14 protein-coding genes and 1 tRNA gene are annotated in these 20,868 nt (G+C 60.6%); 4 read left to right on the forward strand and 11 right to left on the reverse strand.

The features are described 5' to 3' along the window. Window positions 1-381 precede the first annotated feature (381 nt). The 7 genes from MOP44_RS01360 to MOP44_RS01390 all read right to left on the reverse strand — a co-directional run bounded on the left by MOP44_RS01360 (window position 382) and on the right by MOP44_RS01390 (window position 7,438). Window positions 382-513 (reverse strand): LuxR C-terminal-related transcriptional regulator, encoded by a 132-nt coding sequence (locus tag MOP44_RS01360; protein WP_260796720.1) that lies wholly within the window; start codon window positions 511-513, stop codon window positions 382-384. Between the two features lie 152 nt (window positions 514-665). After that, window positions 666-759: transfer RNA gene (locus MOP44_RS01365), tRNA-Ser, on the reverse strand. Between the two features lie 117 nt (window positions 760-876). Beyond that, window positions 877-1,368: a cyclic pyranopterin monophosphate synthase MoaC gene (gene moaC / locus MOP44_RS01370; RefSeq protein WP_260794100.1), complete on the reverse strand. Its 492-nt coding sequence runs from the start codon at window positions 1,366-1,368 to the stop codon at window positions 877-879. Window positions 1,369-1,375: 7 nt separating this feature from the next. Beyond that, window positions 1,376-2,617: a molybdopterin molybdotransferase MoeA gene (locus MOP44_RS01375; protein ID WP_260794101.1), complete on the reverse strand. Its 1,242-nt coding sequence runs from the start codon at window positions 2,615-2,617 to the stop codon at window positions 1,376-1,378. A gap of 284 nt (window positions 2,618-2,901) precedes the next feature. Beyond that, complete coding sequence (locus MOP44_RS01380; protein WP_260794102.1) at window positions 2,902-4,083, reverse strand: acyltransferase family protein; 1,182 nt, start codon at window positions 4,081-4,083, stop codon at window positions 2,902-2,904. A gap of 274 nt (window positions 4,084-4,357) precedes the next feature. Further along, window positions 4,358-7,066, reverse strand: a complete 2,709-nt coding sequence (locus tag MOP44_RS01385; RefSeq protein WP_260794103.1) for an ABC transporter permease — start codon at window positions 7,064-7,066, stop codon at window positions 4,358-4,360. A gap of 3 nt (window positions 7,067-7,069) precedes the next feature. Further along, on the reverse strand, window positions 7,070-7,438 hold the full coding sequence (locus MOP44_RS01390) for a PadR family transcriptional regulator (RefSeq protein WP_260794104.1): 369 nt from the start codon (window positions 7,436-7,438) through the stop codon (window positions 7,070-7,072). A gap of 220 nt (window positions 7,439-7,658) precedes the next feature. Between MOP44_RS01390 and MOP44_RS01395 the strand changes: the two genes are divergently transcribed. After that, the gene (locus MOP44_RS01395; protein WP_260794105.1) at window positions 7,659-8,018 is read left to right on the forward strand and encodes a PadR family transcriptional regulator; all 360 of its coding nucleotides are present in this window, start codon (window positions 7,659-7,661) and stop codon (window positions 8,016-8,018) included. A gap of 2 nt (window positions 8,019-8,020) precedes the next feature. Next, complete coding sequence (locus MOP44_RS01400; protein ID WP_260794106.1) at window positions 8,021-10,684, forward strand: ABC transporter permease; 2,664 nt, start codon at window positions 8,021-8,023, stop codon at window positions 10,682-10,684. Window positions 10,685-10,724: 40 nt separating this feature from the next. On the opposite strand, the gene fabI is transcribed toward MOP44_RS01400, so the two are convergent. From fabI to MOP44_RS01420, 4 genes are all read right to left on the reverse strand, one after another. After that, a complete protein-coding gene (gene fabI, locus MOP44_RS01405; protein ID WP_260794107.1) occupies window positions 10,725-11,507 on the reverse strand; it encodes an enoyl-ACP reductase FabI in 783 nt (260 codons plus the stop codon). Window positions 11,508-11,599: 92 nt separating this feature from the next. Next, the gene (locus tag MOP44_RS01410) at window positions 11,600-13,891 is read right to left on the reverse strand and encodes a DUF3141 domain-containing protein (protein ID WP_260794108.1); all 2,292 of its coding nucleotides are present in this window, start codon (window positions 13,889-13,891) and stop codon (window positions 11,600-11,602) included. Window positions 13,892-14,215: 324 nt separating this feature from the next. Beyond that, window positions 14,216-16,885, reverse strand: coding sequence for a glycoside hydrolase family 9 protein (locus MOP44_RS01415; protein WP_260794109.1), 2,670 nt, complete (start codon window positions 16,883-16,885; stop codon window positions 14,216-14,218). 221 nt (window positions 16,886-17,106) lie between these two features. Then, window positions 17,107-18,270, reverse strand: coding sequence for a carboxypeptidase-like regulatory domain-containing protein (locus MOP44_RS01420; protein WP_260794110.1), 1,164 nt, complete (start codon window positions 18,268-18,270; stop codon window positions 17,107-17,109). Between the two features lie 343 nt (window positions 18,271-18,613). Between MOP44_RS01420 and MOP44_RS01425 the strand changes: the two genes are divergently transcribed. Continuing rightward, window positions 18,614-19,126: a GNAT family N-acetyltransferase gene (locus MOP44_RS01425; RefSeq protein ID WP_260794111.1), complete on the forward strand. Its 513-nt coding sequence runs from the start codon at window positions 18,614-18,616 to the stop codon at window positions 19,124-19,126. 138 nt (window positions 19,127-19,264) lie between these two features. Beyond that, window positions 19,265-20,623 (forward strand): methylenetetrahydrofolate--tRNA-(uracil(54)-C(5))-methyltransferase (FADH(2)-oxidizing) TrmFO, encoded by a 1,359-nt coding sequence (trmFO, locus tag MOP44_RS01430; RefSeq protein ID WP_260794112.1) that lies wholly within the window; start codon window positions 19,265-19,267, stop codon window positions 20,621-20,623. Window positions 20,624-20,868: the final 245 nt, after the last annotated feature.

Raw genomic sequence — 20,868 nt, forward strand, 5'->3', positions numbered from 1 at the left:
CTGGGGTTAACGCCTGTCGTCGGCAACCCATGGGGTCACCGCCGAGGGATGGGCGACATCCCAGGGTTAGGCTGCGCTGGTTTCATCAGGCCGTCCACAAGTTGCGCTGCCCCTCTTTGAAGCCTAGATATTTCTGGGTATTGCAGCGGAGGCATTGCATTAGCGAACGGAACTGATGGTGGTGAGTCGAGACGCCGTCACGAGCTACATCGGCGAGATCCTCTACGGCGAAACTCGCCCTAAGCTACGCAATCGCGAGCGGTTTGCTGGCTAAAATCTCCGGTGATCTATACCTTCTGAACACAAGTGGCCTGACCGCAGAATCCGTATGACGAGCCCTCAGCAGCTTCGAACTGGCGGTCCACCTGGGGAGACCCGGAGCTAGGGCTGGATTACCCCTTCGCGAACCGCATAGCGGACCAGACCAGCGGTATCGTGAATGTTGAGCTTCTCCATGATTTTCGCTCGATGCGATTCGGCTGACTTCGTACTGATCCCTAACATCGAGGCGATCTCCTCTGCCGGCCGAAGATATTAGCTCGATAAATGGGGTGAAGGAGGCTAATCCGAGGTATTCGGGAGAATATGGAGACTTAGGCCCATTTATGACAAGTGGCTCAAAGCTAATCTATTTAGCTGATTATGCGGATTTTGCTTTGACGGGATGGCGGAGAGAGGGGGATTCGAACCCCCGATACAGGTTTTAGCCCGTATAACGGTTTAGCAAACCGCCGCCTTCAGCCACTCGGCCATCTCTCCAAGTCTGTTTGGATTATACCGGGAAGTTGGAGGTTCGTCGCGCAAGAGCTTGGTTTTCGTTGTCGCTCCGAGAAATGGCTGTGCAGATGTGTTGCCGGTCGATCAGACGAGCGCACACTATGCTCGGGCGCCTTCACGGGCAAAGTCGCCGGATTTGCCGCCGGTTTTCGCTTCGAGCTGGATATGGCGAATCACGATTCCTTTATCGAGGGCCTTGGTCATGTCGTAGATGGTGAGAGCGGCGATCGAGGCTGCGGTCAGGGCTTCCATTTCTACTCCAGTGGGGCTTACGGTCGCTGCAGTGGCGGTGATGCGGACGCCTTCGCCCTCAATCTGAGCCTGCACGTCGACATGCGTCAGCGGGAGTGGGTGGCACATCGGGATGAGTTCCGAGGTGCGCTTGGCCGCCTGGATGCCAGCGAAACGGGCGACTTCGAGGGGGTCGCCTTTGGGGTTCTGGGGGAGTACGGCGAGAACTGCAGCGGAGAGTTCGACGAACGCGGAGGCGGTGGCGGTGCGGCGGGTGGGCAGTTTGGCGCTGACGTCGACCATGGAGGCCTGGCCGGCGTCGTCGTAGTGAGAGAGCTTGGGCTGATTCTTGTCGGGCATAGGTCCTCTATATAGGAAGGATGCGGGCGATGTCGCCGGCGGGTATGCGGTCGATTCCTTCGGGTACGAAGATGAAACAGTTGGCGCGTGCGAATGCAGCCAAGTCACCGGAGCCCTGCCAGGGCACCGGCGCAACCTCTGGGAGATGGCAGGAGAGCGGATCAGATTTGAAGGCTGCCGGGATGAAGCGGGTCAGGTTTGGCTTGCCTTTGGCGTCGCGGGAGAGCTGAGCGGCGGAGAATAAAGGTGCGAGCAGGTGGTTTCCGGCCAGGGCACGGAGGACGGCCGAGCCGAAGAGGAGAAATGTCGCGGCGGAGGAGATGGGATTGCCGGGCAGGCCGAAAAAGGCGAGCGGTGATTTGGCTCGCGGAATCTCGCCAAAGACCAAGGGCTTGCCGGGCTGGATGCGGACTCCAGTGAAATGGAAATGGGCACCGAGGCTGGCGAGGACCGGCTCGACGAGGTCGAATTTTCCGGCGGAGACGCCACCGGAGATGAGGAGCATGTCGGCTTCGATGCCTTTGCGGAGAGCGGACCCGAGGGCGGCGGTGTTGTCTTTTGCAGCGGGTAGTATCCAGGGTTCGCCGCCGTTCTGCGCCACCAGAGCGGCGAGCATGGAAGCGTTGGAGTTGCGAATCTGGCTGGAGCCGGGAGTTGTGTCGACGGGGACGAGCTCGTCGCCTGTAGTGAGGATGGCCACCCGGGGGCGGACGAAGACCTCAAGGTGAGCGTAGCCGCAGGTGGCGGCGGCGGCGATCTGGGAGGGGCCGAGCCGAGTTCCGGTGGGGATGAGTTCCTCGCCGGCGTGGGCTTCGGCGGCGGCGGGAACTACGTTTTCGCCGGGGTCGAGCGTGCGGCCTTTGATGAGACGGACCTTTTTGCCGTCCTGCTCGACGTGTTCGAGCATGGCGACGGCGTCGGCGCCCTCGGGGACGGCGGCGCCGGTCATGATCTCCCAGGCGGAGGCGGTGGGGAGCGGACCGGCGGGGGGCTCTCCTGCGCGGATGGAACCGGCGACTTGGAGCCATTTGTGGGCGGAGGCTTCGGCGGCGCGGACGGCGAAACCGTCGCGGGTAGAGCGCTGGAAAGCGGGCATGTCACGGTCGGCGCGGACCGGCTGGGCGAGGATGCAGCCGTAGGTGGAGTCGAGCGCGAGGCGCTCCGTGCGGGGGTGGCAAGCGAGGAGGTTCGAGGCGTAGTCGTAGACGACGCGAGCGGCTTCAGGGAAGCTCGGAACGGCTGAGGCCATGATCTGGATTGTAGTTGGGCGGGCCTTGGCCGACGGGCTGCTTGGTGGGTAATGCTTATAGTTGTTTATAGCCAATAATTTGAATCCATGGTACGACTGAAATTTCAACGGCTACATCGTTTCTGGTACGGCGGGGGCGGGGGTACCATCCTGCCGCCGCCCCTGAGGCTTCGGTTCCCGGCGCTTATTGCCAGCGGCATTTTTGGCAGGTGCGGGTAGTCAGGGGGCGATGCGAGATAGGTGATGGGCACTGTCTGGAACAGATTTCAGTCAAGGCTGGCAGATTATCTCGAGTGTACCCCCGGCTCCGGTTCCGTGCCGAACGCGTCGCGGATCATGTCATATGGATGCGCCGCCAGAATAATGCTCCTCACTCTATCGCTGCGCCGCTCAAAACATAGATAAAGCAAATAGCAGATACCGAAGGTTAGCGTCAGCACTGCGGAGACGACCATCCATGCTCTCAAGTCATGTGCCCGAACAAAGCCCCGCGAAGCGAACAGGGCGCAAAAGAACACCAGTATAGGGAGATGCGTCAGGTAAAGCGTGTACGACATGTTTGACACGCCCTTGGCTGCTTTCACGTAAAGGCTTCCTTCGTTCGCCGGATCGGTTTTATGCAGAATTACGTAACATAGCATTGCGCAGACGCAGCCTTCAATGAGATCGGAAGCGAACAGGTTCCACTTCGCTGCCCACAGGACCATCGACACAACGAAGAGCAACGCCACTCCGACTTGAGTCAACCGTCGCGCCTGTTCCGACGAGAGCTTCTTCGGAGCCAGTTGCAGCGCCGCACCCATCAACCAGATGAGAAAGTAGGCTGAAATCCGGTGACCAACAAAGAACCCCGCGCCAATCAGTAGAGCCGCATTCAGCATCCGGGTAGGCAGGGAGAACCGGGAACTTAACGCACTTAGAGCCAACGGGAAAGCGACATAGAACCAGAACTCGTAGGAAAGCGTCCAAAGCGCACCGTTCGACCCGAGAGGCTCCACGAGTATCTTTTGCAGGAAGAAAAGACAGCCGCAGAATGTCCACGCATTGAGTGAACTCAGGATTCCCGTGGAGATGAAACTTTCCCAGTGGGGACGGCCATACGGGCTGTCTAGCCCAAAAAAATGCAACCCGGTCAGATCGAGCGCAAGGGTTACAAGAAGCGCTGGGAGCAGCACTATCCATAATCGGGTGAGCCGCTGGATGGCATATGTTCTCCAAGTCCAGATGCGATTCTTCCAATTACGCAGCACGCCGCCTCCCACAAAATATCCGCTCAGGACAAAAAACACGATCACCGCTTCGTGTGCAGGGCTGGTGAACTCGGAGGGATTCCTTCCAGCCGCCGCGCCATGCTTCAGCACTGAGCCGATAAACAGCCCCTTGGCGTGCATGACGAAAACGGTCACGGCGGCCAGTGCGCGTATCGCGTCCAGATCGACCGAGAATTTGGCTTTACTTCTTGCCATTTTGTAGCCTGTACCCCTCTGACGCTTGCCCTTTGCGGGCCGCTCTGGGTGGTGATTCACTCTTTACCGGACTTCCCATGGTAGTCGCGTGCTGATCGAAGTCCGGACGCAACTCTGCGCTCAGCCCTATTGCGCTGGCCGAGGAACAGAGTAGTCCGGAATGCAGTCTGCGGCTGTGACAGGACTCACGGGTCGGTGTGATGATGGTGGGCCCGATCGACATTCTCTGTTGGAACTCCGATCGAGCGCGCGGGGGATGGAGCTTACTTTCCGGTTACTCCTGACGTAACGGGATGACTGGGTCAACTCGCCCGGATCGCCGAGCCGGGAGATAGCAGGCCAGCAGGCCGACCATGAAGAGAATGCCCAGGGCTCCTGCGGCGATTCGCGGGTCGGACTGGCTGTGCTGAATGCTTCGCGACACCGGGTCCATGCTCGCTGCCATCACGTGCATTGCCAGCACTGCTAACGCAATGCCCATACAAGATCCTATTGAGATCAGCGCCGCGCCTTCAGCCATGATCATGCGCAGAATGTCTCGTGAGCGAGCTCCTAAGGCGAGCCGGATACCGATTTCGTGCATGCGGCTTGAAACCGAATAGGCCGTGACGCCACCAAGTCCCACGCTCGCCAGCACCAAGCCAAACGCTCCTATCAGTCCGTAGCTCCATAGCCCGATCTTGACAATGAACATGAGCTGCTCGATCCAGTCCGGCATCGTCTTCACGTTGAACGTTGTGAGCTTTGGATCGATCGCCGCGATCTGGGCACGGACGATCGTTGCAGCATCGACACCAGGAGTGGTGCGAGTTGCCAGGGTGATGCCCTGAAACGTTGGCCTGGCGAAGTCTACCTGCGTCATCGGCAGGTAGATGGCGGGGCCAGGGCGTTCGATCGGAGTATCCAGCACATCGGCCGCGACACCAACAACCTCGTAAGTTTCGTCGCGCGATGCCATTCTGTAGTCAGCGGCCGAGCCGTTGAATAATCCGAATGCTGCACCGCTCTTGCTCACGAGAGTAAGCCGTCGTCCGATGGGGTCGGCGGTTCTCGATAGGCTTTGCGCCAGAGCCTCACTCACCACGATCGAGTGCCGACCAGGTTTCTCGTCATCACTCGTCAGGCCACGGCCACGAACGATGCTGATTCCCATGGTCTGAAAATAGCCGGACCCTACGATGTACTCCGTGGCTTGATCGACTCGCCTCGAACCGTCCGTATCTGTGGTGAAAGTCACTCTCCCGCTGGGCTGCATCGGAATCGCCTCCGTCCATGTGGCAGAGACGAATCCGGGCAAACCCTTCACATGCTCCAGCAGCTTGGGATAGAGCTCCTTCGCCTGTTCGGCGCTGTACCCATCGCGAACGGGGTCAATGGAAACGAGCTGAACGTTGCGGGCATCGAATCCGGATGCGTGAAGCATTGTGCGCTCCATGCCGAAGACGATGTAGCCAATGACCAAGAGCAGGGTGAGGGATGCGGCCATTTGCGAGACGACCAGCAAATTTCGGGCACTAAACGCCCGCCGTCTTCTTATCTGGAGGTTGCCGCCCTCTTTCAGCGCAGGCACGAGTTCGGACCGCGTCGCTTGAATTGCCGGCAAGAGGCCGATCGCAAGTCCCGTGAGGGCCGTGAGTCCGATTGTGAAAACTAATACGCGCCAATCCACCTCTACGTTGAAACGGATTGGCATGGCATGCGGAAGGCGTAGCTGAGACAGCATGTGCATCAGCCAACATGTAAGCGCAAAGCCGAGAGTTCCTGCGCCGGAGGCGATCAGCAGACTTTCGATGATGAGTTGGCGTATGAGACGCGCCCGGCTGGCGCCCAATGACAGTTGCACGGCAACCTCGCGGCGTCGATCGAGAGAGCGCGCAAGAAGCATATTCACGACATTCGAGCAAGCGATCAGCGAGAGAAGTGAGATGACCACCATCGGGAGAAAAGTAAATAAGGCGCGGTCCTTTTCCCGCGTCGGGATCAGCTTGCCGCCGGTAGCAACCGAGACGAGGCGATCACTTTCAACTGCCGGTTGTCCGCTATCTCGGAGTATCTGCCGCTGGATGGCGTCCAAAGCGGTCTCGATCTGCGAAGGCTTTACGCCCTGTCTTCGTCTGCCGATAAATTGGAACATCGCCACTTGCGGCCGTTCCAATGCGTCGTCTGACAATTCCGGTGCTACCGCAAGCCCCCCGGGAACTGGCAGCCAGAGGTCTGCAACGTACATCATTGGCGAAGCGCCTTGGAATCCGACGGGCACTACGCCTACGATCGTGCACTGCTTGCCATTGATGTGAATCGGCCTGCCGATCACGTCCGGATCAGAGCCGAGATTGCTTTTCCAGTAACGATCGCTGACAACGATTGATGGAGTTCCACGCGCTAATTCATCCTGTGCATCCAGGAGACGTCCTAACTCCGCCGTGACTCCCAGTGTCGTGAAATATGTTGGCGTGACGATGTGTCCCCAGATTCTCTCGGTGTGCCCGTTTGAGTTTACTCCGAATGGAACCGGAGCGACGTAGGCCGCAGTGGAAGAGAACAGATTGGTCTGGTCGCGGATGCGACGGTACGCAGGATACGAGACGGGTTGCTGTAAGGTGACCAGGTCATCGGCCTGGCCCACTCCGGGCACATCGCGCAAGATGGTTCCGTTCAATTCGCTGAAGAAGGCGGAACCCGCACAGATCGCAAGGCTCATCGAGACGACCGCAACGAAGGTGAAGGCCGGCTTTCGGATCAGGAGCCGCAGCTCGTAGCGAACGTCCCATGCAATTTCTCGCAGGTGCGCGACGGCGAGTTGGGCCGCAAGATCAGCGAAAAGGGCCACGAGTCCTGCCAGGCTTTGACGCCGCATTGAGGCGGCCGCCCCTTCAGTAGTCTCAAGCATTTCGTGCTCGAATGCACAGCGGAAACGGTGCGGAAAGAATCGCAGCAGACGCCGATAGAGGCTAACGACGAATCCAGCCGAGCGCGCATTCATACATCATGCCTCCGATTCGGCGGCCCGGCGCTTGGCGCGGATTACGCGAACCAGATCCTCAAGGCGTACACATTCAGCAGCCAACACGCGTCGCCCCAACGGAGTTAGCCGGTAGTAGCGACGCCGTGCATCATCCTCGTCCGCCGAAGGTCGGCGGTTTGCCTCTGCAATCAAACTCGCATCGAGCAGACGCTCCAATGTGCCGTAGAGCGTCGCCGGCCACAGCCGAACCTTCCCATCTGTGCGCTCCAGTACCTCCTGCATGATGGCGTAGCCGTGCTGCTCTTCGTTGGCCAGCGAGAGCAGGACGTGGAACCAATTCGGCTTCAGTGGAAGGAACTTCTGCTCGAGGCTAGAGTTTGAATCGTTCATTAGCGAGGAACTATATATTACTTACGATATATATCGTCAAGCATAGAGCTGATATGACATAGGCATCCAGGCGGCCCGCGAGGGCAGCGTCTCAGCGGCCGCGAGTCTTCTTCGTGATATCGGGGCAGTTTGCGTGGGGGCCGTGAACGCGGGGCACTCACCTCCCTTTTTTGCTTTCTTGGGTTGACATTCTACCCAAACGGGTAGATGCTTGGGAAGAATGTCGACCCGAGAGAACAACGACGACCGCATTTCCCTGCTGCAGGGCACCCTTGACCTGCTGATCCTCAAAAGCCTTGTCTTCGGTCCGTGCCATGGCCAGGGCATCGCACGATCGATTCAGGCCCAATCAGAAGATGTCTTTCTGGTTGAACATGGATCGTTGTATGTGGCTCTGCAAAGGCTTGAAGAGAAGAACTGGGTTCGCGCCAAGTGGGGCGTGAGCGAGAACAACCGCAAGGCCCGCTTCTATTCGCTCACCGATCAGGGGCGCGAGCAGTTGGCGGAGAAGGCGAGCCAGTGGCGGCGGCTGACGCGCGCGGTGGGCCTGATTCTTGATGGCCAATCCGAGGAGGCATGAGCATGTTCAAGCGGAAGCGGAGCGCGAAAGATTTCTCTGAAGAATTGCAAGCGCACATTGAGCTGGAGGCCGAGGAACTGCAGCGCGAGGGCTTGAGCGAGGAAGAGGCGCATCGGCAAGCACGATTGAAGTTCGGCAGCGTGCGCCGGGAGCAGGAACGCTTCCACATGCGGGGCCGTTGGGCCTCGCTGGACCATTGGCTGCGCGATCTGAAGCATGCGCTTCGCTCATTGGTGGACAGCCCGGGATTCACCATTACAGCAGTTGTGACTCTCGCGTTGGGGGTGGGCGCAAACTCGGCGGTGTTCAGCGTGATGCACGCGGTGCTGCTGCGGTCGCTGCCGGTGAACGATGCGGACAGGTTGGTGTATCTGCAGACGACGCATGCACCGCATGGGACCGGGACGGTGGGGGCTCACGACACGTTCTCGTACCCGGTTTACGCCGCGCTGCGAAACCAGAATGGCGCGATGGAAACGGTGATGGCGTATGTGCCGCTTTCAGCGAGCAAGGTGGCGGTGCGCATTGGTACGCAGCCGGAGGAAGCCGAAGGGGATATGGTGAGCGGCGACTTTTTCTCCGGATTAGGAGTAAGGCTCGAGCGAGGCCGTGGATTCACTGAAGACGACGAGAAGGATCACGCGCCGTTCGCGGTAATCAGCGATGCCTATTGGACGCGGCGATTTGCGCGGAGTCCTGATGTGCTGGGCACGACGCTGTATGCCAACGGCGTCGGCCTAACGATTGTTGGGGTCGCGGCGCGCGGCTTTGAGGGGCTGGAAGCGGGGCGATCCACGGATTTCTGGATTCCGCTGCAGAGCCGGCCGGAGCTGAATGCGTGGGGCAATCCGCTGGATGAGGGCAAGGTGTACATCACCAATCCAACGTGGTGGTGTCTGCGACTGATTGGGCGGCTGCGGCCAGCGGTGACAAAGGCGCAGGCATTGGCGCAAATGCAGCCGGTGTTTCAGGCGGCGGCGTATGAGGGATTGGGCGCCCCGGCGGCGGGCGAAAACAAACCGGTGCTCAGCCTGGGCGATGCCAGGGGGTTCCCTGCGTTGGGCGAGCAGTATGGCAAACCGCTGCGAATGCTGATGGGGCTGGTGGGGCTGGTGCTGCTGATCGCGCTCACCAATGTGGCGATGCTGCTGATGGCGCGCAACACGACGCGGCAACGCGAGTTCAGCATGAAACTGGCGCTGGGCGCCGGGCGCGGCGATCTGCTTCGACAGCTGCTGGCGGAGAGCCTGCTGCTGGTGACAGCGGGAGGACTGCTGGCGTGGATTTTCGCGATTTATGCCACCCGAGCGCTGGGCGCGTGGGCTCAGATTGAAGCGAGCCTGGCGCCGGATGGCGCGGTGCTGCGATTCACCGTGGCGGTTCTGGCGGTGGCGGTGGTTCTGTTCGGAGCCGTGCCTTTGCGCATCGCGATGTCAGCGGGGCCATCGCTGGCCGTCAAGACGTCGGCAGCGGTTTCCGGCGCCGACACGGGGAAAACGCGCATGGGCAGAATTGTCGTGGTTCTGCAAATGACAATCTGCGTGGTTCTGCTGGTGGCCGCGGGACTTTTGATTCGCACGCTGCGGGGTCTTGAGAACACGCCTCTGGGATTCAACACGGACGGGCTGGCGGTGTTTGGCGTGAAGCCGGAGATTCACTCGCTGGAACAAGGGAGAGAGTTCTACCGCGACCTGACGGTGAAATTGCGGCAGATTCCGGGCGTGGAGTCAGTGGGATTGATGATGTGGCGCATCGGATCGTGGTCATCCGACAACACGGAGATGCGGGTGAACGGGAAGCTACCGGACGTGCCAAACGGCGGGTCGCGAAGGGTGCGCATTAATGTAGTCGGGCCTGGCTTTTTTGGGACGCTCGGTGTGCCTCTGGTTGAAGGCCGGGACTTTGCCGACAGTGATACGGCGAGCTCTCTGCATGTGGGCATCATCAATGAGGAGTTTGCGCGGCGTTTCCTTCCCGGCCAGAATCCGTTGGGCCACGTCATCGAAACGGAGCGCCGGGGATTTCCGTTGACGATTGTGGGCGTGGTGAAGGACCACAAATTCCGGAGCATCGACGAAGAGCCGATTCCGATGGCGTGGTATGAGTATGCGCAGATTCCGGTGATCGGCAGAATGGACGTGGAGCTGCGGGTGCATGGCGAGCCGCTGGCGATTCTGCCTGCCGCGCGCAAGGTGGTGCAGCAGATGGACCCTACGCTGCCACTGATTCAGCCCATGACGCAGAGGGCGCAATACGATCTGACGATATCCAGCCAAATGCTCTTCGCTCGCCTGGCGGGATTCTTTGGAATTTTGGCGGTGGCGCTGGTGGCCGCAGGGCTGTACGGCACGCTTGCTTACCGCGTGAGCAGGCGGACGGCGGAGATTGGAATCCGTATGGCCATGGGCGCGCGCCGGGGGCAGGTGGTCTGGATGATCCTGAAGGACTCACTCGTACTGACGGCGATCGGCGTGGCCGTGGGCGTCCCCTCGGCCATGCTGGTGGGGCGTGCGTTGACCTCATCGTTGTATGGTGTGACGCCGCTCGATGGAGCGAGCTATGCGCTGGCGATTGGGGGAGTGGCGTGTGTTGCGCTGGCAGCAAGCGCCTGGCCGGCGCGCCGCGCCGCAAACGTGGAGCCGTTGACGGCATTGCGCACGGACTAGCGGCGCCCCCTTTCGGTGGGAGATATCCGGGGCAAACGACTCAGGCCATGATGTTGACGCCGCCGTCGATGTACATGGTCTCGCCGGTGACGCGCCTGGCGTAGGGTGTGGCGAGGTACGCGCAGGTGAAGCCGACGTCCATGATGTCGACGAGTTCGCCAACCGGAGCGCGCTGTCCGGCTTCGTTGAGCAGGAGGTCGAAGTCTTTCAGGCCGCCAGAGGCGCGGGTCTTGAGAGGGCCGGGAGAGATGGCGTGCACGCGAATCTTTTTCGGGCCGAGCTCGTAGGCGAGGTAGCGGCATGTTGCTTCGAGCGCTGCCTTGATGGGACCCATGACGTTGTAGTTGTTCACGACTTTCTGGGCGCCGTGATAGGTCATGGTGAACATCGAGCCGCCGTCTTTCATGAGCGGGGCGGCGAGGCGCGCCATGCGAATGAAGGAGTGGCAGGAGACGTCCATTGCCTTGGCGAAGCCCTCCGCGGAACAGTCGAGGAGGCCGCCTTGGAGGTCTTCTTTGGGGGCAAACGCGATGGCGTGCAGCAGGATGTCAAGCGAGCCCCAAAGCTGCTCGATGCGGGCGAAAACTGCTTCAAGTTCGCCCGGAGCAGAGACGTTGAGCGGCATAAAGATGGGTGCAGAGACTGACTCGGCCAGCGGCTCTACATAACTCTTCGCTTTCTCGTTGAGGTAAGTGATGGCGAGATCCGCGCCGAGTTCGTGAAATGATCGGGCGCAGCCCCATGCGATTGAGTGCTCGTTGGCGATGCCGACGACGAGGGCTTTCTTGTTTTTCAGCACTGGCTGTGGGATAAGGAGCGACATCGTAGTTTCCTCCAGCGGTGGCGGGAACATGCGTTGTTTGGGCCGTGGCGATTTCTCTGTTAGAGTCAGCCCGGCCCAGTTGGTTCGTACGGTCAGACGCGGGCCAATTCAGGGGTTTGTTCGGGGACATGGAGAACGTCGCGAATGCGCTGCAGCATGGTGCTCTGTTCTTCTGTCATGCCGAAGGTGGCGGAGTAGTCGTCGACAACGGCTTCTATGAGGGTGAGGAAGTTCTCCTGATCGGTAGGCGTTGAGAGCAGCAACGGCAGAGTCTTCAAAGCTCTTTGAGGCGCGTGACGGCAGATGACTTCCTGGTTGCCGCGAATGATTCGCATCTGTTCGGGCGTGACCTTGGGAATCAGATGGCCGTACTTTGCGATCAGCTTTTTCTTCAGTTCGAACTGCGCGAGCGGGAGGGGCTTTCCCCTGGCCGAGAGCAGGTAGCCGGCACGCGCAATGGCTTCGGCGTAGCCTCCCTGCGAGACTGCTTTGGCGATTCTTTCGGAGGCGGTGAGATCGTCATCGCTGGATTGTTGACTTACATCGGCTTGGGGTTTGTGTGAGACGAGGCTTCCGTAGGTCTGGAAGAACATGGCCTCGCTGGCGGCGTCGCGCACGTCGCGGTAGTAGTCGAGCGAGGCGCTGATGAGGTCGGAGAATCCGCGTTCGAACTTGCGCAGTTCCTGGTCGGAAGCAACGGGCTGTCGGTTCTCTTTCACTTTGTCGGCTGCGGGCTCGAGCCACCACAGCCATGGGTTCAGGTTGGAGATGGCCCAGCGCTGGAAGCGCATGGGGTGGAAGAGGCGGCCCATCATGGCGGTGTACTGGTTGGACCAGCTCTTCACGATGGGGCTGAGGAAGAGATCGTAGGCGCGCTGGTTGAACTCGGATATGTCGGCGACGGCCTGGAAGGGTCGCTCGTCCTGGCGCTTGAAGCGGTTGAGGCGATCGGTGATGTCTTCGAGACTGTGCTCGATGAATTCGACATCGTACTGCGGCTTGCCATCTTCGTCCTTGCTTTCGATGATGTGCATTCCATAGATGCCGGGGGGTAGCATTTCAATCGTCTTCAAGACGGAGACGATTTCGGTGTATTCCTTTTTGGCGACTTTGCCGGAGACGAAGATGCCGAGGTGGCCGATGCTCTTGTGTACAAGGCCGATGATGACGTGGCCGCGCGCTTTGATCTCGTCGGTGGAGTGGTAGATATCCGCTATCCAGTTGAAGGCCTGTTGCGGAGGAGTGATGTTGTCGCCCATGGAGGCGAAGAGAATGATGGGCGACTTGATGTCGCGCAGATCGAAGGTCATGCCTCCGAGGTCGGTCTTGCTGCCGGACCAAATGCGGTTGCCGACGAAGAGATTCTGCACGATCCACTCGATCTCCTGTTTGTTGAGGAGCGAGTATCCGCCCCACCAGCGCTCGAAGTCGAGGAAGCGCTCGGGCTCGTTGTCTACATTGGCGAACAGGTTGTAGTACTTGTCCCAGAAGGTGTTGGCAGGGTTGAGGTCTTCAAAGTTGAGCACAAGATTGGCGCCGTCGAAGATGCCATCGCCAAGGTCGGCGACAAAGGAGGACAGCCAGGAGCCACCGAGCAGGCCACCGGAGTAGCGCATGGGGTTTTCGCCTTCGCCTTCGCTCCACGAGCCGCCCCAGTAGGACATGGGCGCGCCATTGATGACGAGGGGACCGACTGAGTCGGGATCCGAGGCGGCGAGCATCATGGCGGCCCAGCCTCCCTGACAGTTGCCAATGACAACGGGCTTGGCACTGTGAGGATGCAGCTCGCGCACCTTGCGGACGAAGCGCTTTTCTGCGGCGCAAACATCGAGGAGCGTCTGGCCCGGAACCGGCTTCGGGTAGAACATGACGAAGTAGACGGGATGGCCGTCGCGCATAGCAACGCCAGCTTGGGAGTCGTCTTTGAATCCGCCGATGCCAGGGCCGTGGCCAGCGCGTGGGTCAATGATGATGTAGGGTCGGCGCTTGGGATCGGTGGTGACGCCGGCCGGAGGCAGGAGTCGGAGCAGAGCGTAGTTTGCTGGCCGATCGAAGGTGCGCGCGTCGACGATTAGCTCGTAATCGAAATGAAGGACGGGCGGCTTGCCGGCTTGCTCGTGCGCGATGAAGTTGTCGCCGCGCTGGCGAAGGGTGTCCCAGTAGAGGATCCAGCGTTGTGCGAAGTCGGTGGTGTATTGCGTCCACTGCTGGAAGAAATCGGACGGCAGCGCTGTTTTTTGCTGAAGGTCGAAGAGGTCTTTGCGGACTTCGTTTACATGCTCATTGAATCGCTGCGTGGCGGTTTGCAGTCGTTTGGCGAAGAGTTGCGTGGTTTTGTCGGTTGTGTCGCTGAATCTGGCAAGGAACTCGCTTGGATCGGTCATCAGCCGCCTCCCTTTGAACTGGAGAGCCAGAGGAACGAGCGAGTGAAAGGGGCCCACGTTGCGCCGCGCCCAGAGGCCCTGGCCGAGAATCCGTGGAAATGGGGTCGCACCCTAACCGCTGGAATGTTAGGAGCTTGTGTTTCCGGGAATCTGTGATGAGGGGCACAGGGGTAGGTGAGGCGCCTGCAGTGCGGCCAATTGCTTCGTTGCACTCAGGGTCAGAATGACAAATTTGTGGGGGAGCGGGCAGGGGCTGGCGGGCTCTGTATTTTCCCGCCTTCGCCGCAGCCCTGACGGGACGCGGACTTTCCGGGGCGCGTACCGTTACTTCGATTCGTGGGTGAGGGCTTCGGCGGCGTTGCCGGCTACTACCCAGCTTGCTGAGCCGGCGACGACGGCTTCGTCTTCGAACCAGAGGAAGCCGAAGTCGTCGATGCACTCGAGGAAGTCGGGCTTGATGATGATGTAGCCGGGAATGACAGCGCCTGGGATGAAGGCGTTGTCGCCGCGGTTGTTGCTGTAGGTCTTGGTTTTGGAGACGGTGCCGACGCCGGCGACATACGAGGTGCTGGAGACGGGGTGCGTGCCCAGGATGTAGTTGACGGCGCGGAGGGTGTATTCGGGACCGACGAGGTCAGGAAAAGCCTTGTGCAGGAAGTACATGCGGATTGCCATGTCGACTACAGCTCCCGATCCGCCCCAGGTGCCGAGGCTGGGGGGTACGCCGAAGGGGGTGGCTTCCATCTTCTTGTCGAAGCCTTCCATGTAGGTCTTCACCGCTTCGTGCATCTGGTCTTTGGCTGCGGGGTCGAGCCAGGGCAGGGCGCGGACGGCGGTCCAGCCGCCGAAATCCATGCGCTGCGGGGTGATCATCTGCGGGAACAGTTCTTTCAGGCGGGACTTGTAGGGTTCGGCTCCATGGGTGGCGATGGTGAGTTCGAGGGTTGCGGTCCATTCCATCGCCGGGCCGAAGTTGCCACGAGCGCCGGCGGGGGGAGGGGGTGGGGTGCTGGATGCCGGAGGGTTGGAATGGGGTTGAGCGCCGGCGGTCGTGCCCTGCGAGGCGGCGAGGACGCCGTTGGCCGGAGCACTGCCGGGGGCTCCGCCCCAGCCGCCGGAGGGGAAGGGGGTGGGGTGGGCCTTCTCGTCGTTGTAAGCCTTGATGGCGGTGTCGAGGCAGTCCTTGGCCAGCGCGTCATCATAGCCTTTCAGCGTGTCGGAGGCGGCGGCGAGGGCAGCGATGGCGTTCCACTGGAAGAAGGGATTGTTGGTGGTGAAGATCCAGCGGTCGTCGGGTCGGCCGGAGTAGTCGCCCTTGACTTCGTTGGGACCGAGCTTGGGGTCATAGATGCGGCCGTCGGTTTTCGAGGCTCCGTCGCCGAGGTGGGTGTACTGGCGGAGATCGGGCTCGTGGGTGCCGCGGATGGCGTGGCCGATGTTGTGGAACTGCGCGAGGATGAGGAGTGCGCCGTGCTTGACCTGCTCGACGGTGTCGGGCACGCCGTCAGGGCGGTGCATCTCGACCTGGCGTGTGGTTTCGTCGACGGTGAGCTCGTCGTACTTGAGGTTGAATTCGCGGTAGGCGAGAGCAAGGCTCTGGATGACGTTGAGCTGCGCGGGCTCCTCGAGGTCGAAGTCGCCGGCGTCGTACCAGCCACCGACGTTCATGCCGGGGATGTGATCGCCGCCTTTCCACTTGCCGTCGGTAGCGGTGGCCTGGTTCCAGCCGTCGAACTGCTCGCCGACGACGGGGGCCATGCGGCCGTCGTCGAGATGAGAAGCGCCATGCCACACGCGGTAGCCTTCACGGACGGCGACGTGATCCATCTGCTCGGCAATGTGATGGTCGAGGCTGTCCTGCCAAATGTTGGCGTATGCGTCCTTGGAGATGGGGAAGGGCGCGGTACGCTGACCGGCGTACTCAATGACATAGAGGCCGGGGTCTTTGATCGGGGTGAAGTCAAATTTCGAATAGACGTAGCGCAGCCAGGGGATTGAGGGGGTGATGGGGCCCTCGAATACCTGCTTGTAGGAGCCGTCTTCAGTAAGGCGCAGCACTTTGGCGGTTTTGGGCGCGTCGTACTTGGGATCGAGTTCGATGACCGCCACTTTGGAGAACTCGGGCACGTAGCCGACTTGGCTGTGCGCGACCATGGGGGGACGCGTCCAGTTGGGAATGACGTCGGGGTGAATGTGCCAAACGATGGCGCCGGTGGTCTTGCCGGAGGGGATAAGCGAGCGGAGCACGAACCAGCCGTTCTGGGCGCGGTTGCGGCCGTCGAAGAGCATGAGGTCGGAGGTGTCGGAGGTGACTTTGACGCGGGCGAGGGCGTCGTCGACGCCGAGGGTGATGGTCTTGCCCTGCGCAAACGGAAGCGGCTGGGTGTATCCCTTGGCCTTGTCCCAGTCTTCGAGGTAGTAGGCCTTTTTGGGCTCGTCGACCAAGGGCATCACTTTGACCATTGGGTCATCAGGGGTGCGCGGGAAGATGCCGGCCTTGGTTCCGTCGACCAGGTAGGCCTTTCCCATGTAGATGGAGGGCAGGAACTCGAGGTTGAAGCCGGCGCGGCCGGCGAGCTTCTCGGGTAGAGGCTTGTCGAGATTGATGCTGACCTTCACGCCGCCGGGTTCCGCTGCGACTTCGAGGGTGTAGCTCAGATCGAAGCTCGGGAACGCGAGGTTGGCGGTGAGGCGGTTGTTCTCCTTGTCGGCGTGACGGCCTTTGAGAGTGGCGACCAGGTCCCACTGCTCGGGGGTGGGCATGAGGCGCACGTCGCCGTTGGTGGCGATGCGCTGGCCGTGGAGGATCATCTCCATGGCGGTGTTCTTCTGGTCGACGAAGACGGGATGATAGGTGCTGTCGTAAAGGAAAACGCTAAATCCCTGGGTGTTGAGGTAGTTCTTGTCGGTGACCTGCATGTTGACGTCGGCACCGAAGAGGCTGGGAACGGAAGCGAGGGCCAGGAGGAGGCAGACTCCGAGACGGATGCGCATGGGTTGGGATACAACTGCTCCTTTGCCCCAAGCTAACATGCTGTTCCGGATTTGTGGATGTGAAGTAAGGCGATTTATCTCGAGCCGGCCCTGCTGTGCAAAAGCAAAGGGCGCTCCACATTGGGAGCGCCCTTATGCTTTCTCCGGTAACCGGGATGGCGGTGGTCTCCCACCCTAAACGCACAAAGCGCGTTTAGGATGGGGCACCCGGGCTCGTGCGGCTACGACTTCTTGCCGGCCTTGTAGGAGGAGCTGACCTTCTGGCCGGCCTGCTGCAGGATGCCCTGCGCATCGGCGGCATAGGGGCCGTTGGGCGCCAATTCGAGGTACTTCTGGTAGGCTTCAGCGCAGCCCGGAGGCAGAATGATGATCTGCTGCTTGGGGTTCTTGGGGTCGGGTCCCATGGTGGCGCTGCCGACCAGTCCCTGACCCTTGAGGTAATAGAGGATGGCCAGGTTGGGGTCGTTGGGATTGGGGTTGGCGGCAATAGCCTTGTCGGCCGCGGCGATCTGGGCTTGGGCGTTGTTCTGCTGGAAGAAGATGACGGCCTGGTTCTTCAGATAGAAGGAGGCCTGGGGGGGATTGGCCTTGGCAGCGGCGTCGTAGGCGGCGTTCGCATCTTCAACCTTGCCGGTGCGGGCGTACGCTTCGCCGAGAATGCTCTGCGCCAGTCCCTGCACTTCAGGATTGGGCTTCTTCGAGGTTGTTTCGAGATCGACGGCCTTCTTGCAGGAGGTGATGGCGTCGTCGAACTTCTTGAGGCCGACCTCGGCCTGGCAGAGGCGAGCCCAGAGGATGGAGGCGTCGGTCTTGGCCGCGGTGTCCTTCAGCATCAACTGTTCGGCTTCAGTGAACTTCGCTGTCTTGGCTGCGGGGTCCTTGGTTGCGTCGGCCTCGTGGATGTCGTCGGCGACAGTCTTGAGGTCGGCGTTGAGGTGCTTGATGACCTCATTGGCCTTGAGCGCCTCAGAGTTGTGCTTCTTCATGTCCTCGAGCTGCTTCTGCTGATCAGCGGGGAGGGTCTTGACGTAGGCCTCGCGGGACATGTCGATGTCCTGCTCGGTGGTCTGACCGGCAGTGACCTTGACGTTCTCGATCTTGTCGACCTGCTTGTCCTGGGGGGTGTCAGGCATGCGGAAGACGAGCGTGTAAGTACCGGCCGGAACTTCGCCGGTGAACTCGCCCTGAGCGTTGACCTGGAAGACATCTCCCTTGTCCTTGCCAGACGGCAGAGCGGTTACGTTGCCGGCACCCTGCGGAGCGCCGGTGGGATTAATGACGTGTCCGTGGATTTTGCCCGTGGGTGCGGCGGCAGGCGCCTGGGCCATCACGGGGACAGCGACAAAGGCCACCAGCCCGAGGCAAAGTGAGAGGATCCGTTTCATCGTTTTATCTCCTTGGAGCACCGCGAGCCACCAGGGCCGCGGACTCAAAAATCAATCTCACTCGACCTTCGCGCACGGGGCGGCGAGGACGAGGAGCGAAGCTTGCGGGAAGATGTGATGAGTCAGAAAGCTGAACAAAGTGTCCCGCATACAGATCGTCCAGCACAGCCAAAGTTAAACCCTCGCGCAACCTCTCGACAAGGGTGCGCTGCCGTATATGGATGTGAACACGGCTGAGGCGCAAACGGTTGCGTGCGGCCGAAAAAGAGCTGCACCAACAGACTATGTTAGTGCGTCAGCCGGACGGACGATTGTGGCATAGATCACAGCCTAGAATAAAGACATGGGAACGACGATTCGGGCGGCGACGGCCGAGGATGTGGGGCTGATTCTGCGGTTTGTCCGTGCGCTGGCAATGTATGAGCGCGAGCCGGACGCCGTGGAGGCCACCGAAGAGGACCTGCTGCGGCATGGGTTCGGGGAAACTCCTTACTTTCAGTGCTTAATCGCGGAGCGCGACGGGCAGCCGGCGGGTTTTGCGCTGTATTTCTACGATTACTCGACGTGGCTGGGGAAGCCGGGGCTGTACCTGGAAGATGTGTTCGTGGATCCACCGTTCCGGGGACTGGGGATCGGCAAGGCTCTGCTGCAACGGCTGGCGGCGATTGCGCTGGAGAAGGGCTGCGCACGGATGAAGTGGGAGGTGCTGGACTGGAACCAGCCAGCCATCGATTTCTATGGGGGGCTCGGAGCGGAGTTCCTGGATACGTGGCGGAACGTGCGGGTGAGTGGAGAGGCGCTGCGCAAATTGGCAGGCACCTGCGGTGCGGCTGACTGCGGCTTCGCAGTTAGTTGAATTGAGGTTTGTGATCTCCCACCCTAAACGCAAAAGACGCGTTTAGGATGGGGCACCCCAGGGTCCGTGTCCGGGCTGGCCTGGAACGGCAGATTCCCTATCGGGAATGACAGCAAGAAGAGCAAAGGCAAAACGACATTGAGGAAGATTCGGGTGATTGGCGGAGGGCTGGCGGGGCCGGAGGCGGCGCTGACGGCGGCCCGGTTGGGCTGCGAGGTGGAGCTTTATGAAATGCGGCACGTGGTGGATGGAAAACCGCTGCTGACGCCGGCGCACCGGACCACGGATTTCGGCGAGCTGGTCTGCTCGAACTCGCTGAAGAGCGAATCGGAGAATACGGCTCCGTGGCTGCTGAAGCAGGAGATGCGGCGCTATGGGTCCGCGCTGTTGAAGATGGCCGATGAGACAGCGGTTCCGGCGGGGCATGCGCTGGCGGTGGATCGGGTGGAGTTTTCGCGGCGGATCCAGGAGGCGATCGAGCGGGAGCCGCGGATCAGGGTGGTTCGCGAGGAAGTGACTTCGCTGGAGGATTACGACGGGCTGACGATCGTGGCGACGGGGCCGCTAACGTCAGATGCGCTGGGCACGGAGATTCAGAGGATTACCGGATCGCAGCACCTGGCGTTTTATGACTCGATTTCGCCGATCGTGGATGCCGAGACGATCGATATGGAGCGGGTGTACTTTGCCGCGCGGTGGGATAAGGGCACGCCCGACTATATCAATTGCCCGATGAACCGCGAGGAGTATGACGCGTTTTATGAGGCGCTGGTGGGTGCGGAGGCCGCGGAGTCGAAGGAGTGGGAGAAGTGCGACTATTTTGAGGGCTGTCTGCCGATCGAGGTGCTGGCGCGGCGCGGGCGGGATACGCTGCGGTTCGGGCCGATGAAGCCAGTGGGCTTGCGCGATCCGCGGACCGGGAAGACGCCTTGGGCGGTGGTGCAGTTGCGCAAGGAGAATCTGCGGGCGGACAGCTATAACCTGGTCGGGTTCCAGAATCACCTCAAGTATGGTGAGCAGGCGAAGGTGCTGCGGTTGATTCCCGGTCTCGAGAACGCGCGGTTCCTGCGGTACGGGCAGATTCATCGCAACACCTATATCTGTGCGCCTGCGCTGCTGGATGCGGCGCTGCGCCTGAAGGAACGGCCGGCGATTCTGTTCGCGGGGCAGATTTCCGGCGTCGAGGGATATACGGAGTCGATTGCGACGGGGATGCTGGCGGGGATCTACGCAGCTGGAATCTCTCGCGGAGAGGAGCCCGTGCCGGTTCCGCGGGGAACGGCGCTGGGGTCGCTGGTGCACTACATTACGCACGCCGATGTGAAGCATTTTCAGCCGGCGAACATCACGTTCGATCTGCTGGTGCCCCTTGAGGAAGAGACGCGCAAGAAGGTGCGGGATAAGAAGGAACGCAAGCGGATCCAGTGCGAGAGAGCGCTGGCGGAATTCGATGCCTGGATGGCGGCGGAGCAGCTCTACCACTCTAAACACGTTTAGGGTGCGGCACTCGGGTGCGTGGTTAAGTGGGTATTCAAAAGCAGGCTCTTCACCTGCAGTTCAGAATGACAAATTCTAGAGAAGGAGTTTGGCCCAAAAGCTCGTCCGATGAGTTACGGCCGAGCTTGACGTGCAGTTTGCCGGCTTCCCTACCCTCTCGCGTAACTCGTGCTCCATGGCTCGAACGGCAGGCAATCGTACTATCCACAAATTAAAGGGCTTTTCCTGCGGCTCATTCAAGCTTC

The sequence above is a fragment of the Occallatibacter riparius genome (assembly GCF_025264625.1).
GTDB lineage: Bacteria > Acidobacteriota > Terriglobia > Terriglobales > Acidobacteriaceae > Telmatobacter > Telmatobacter riparius.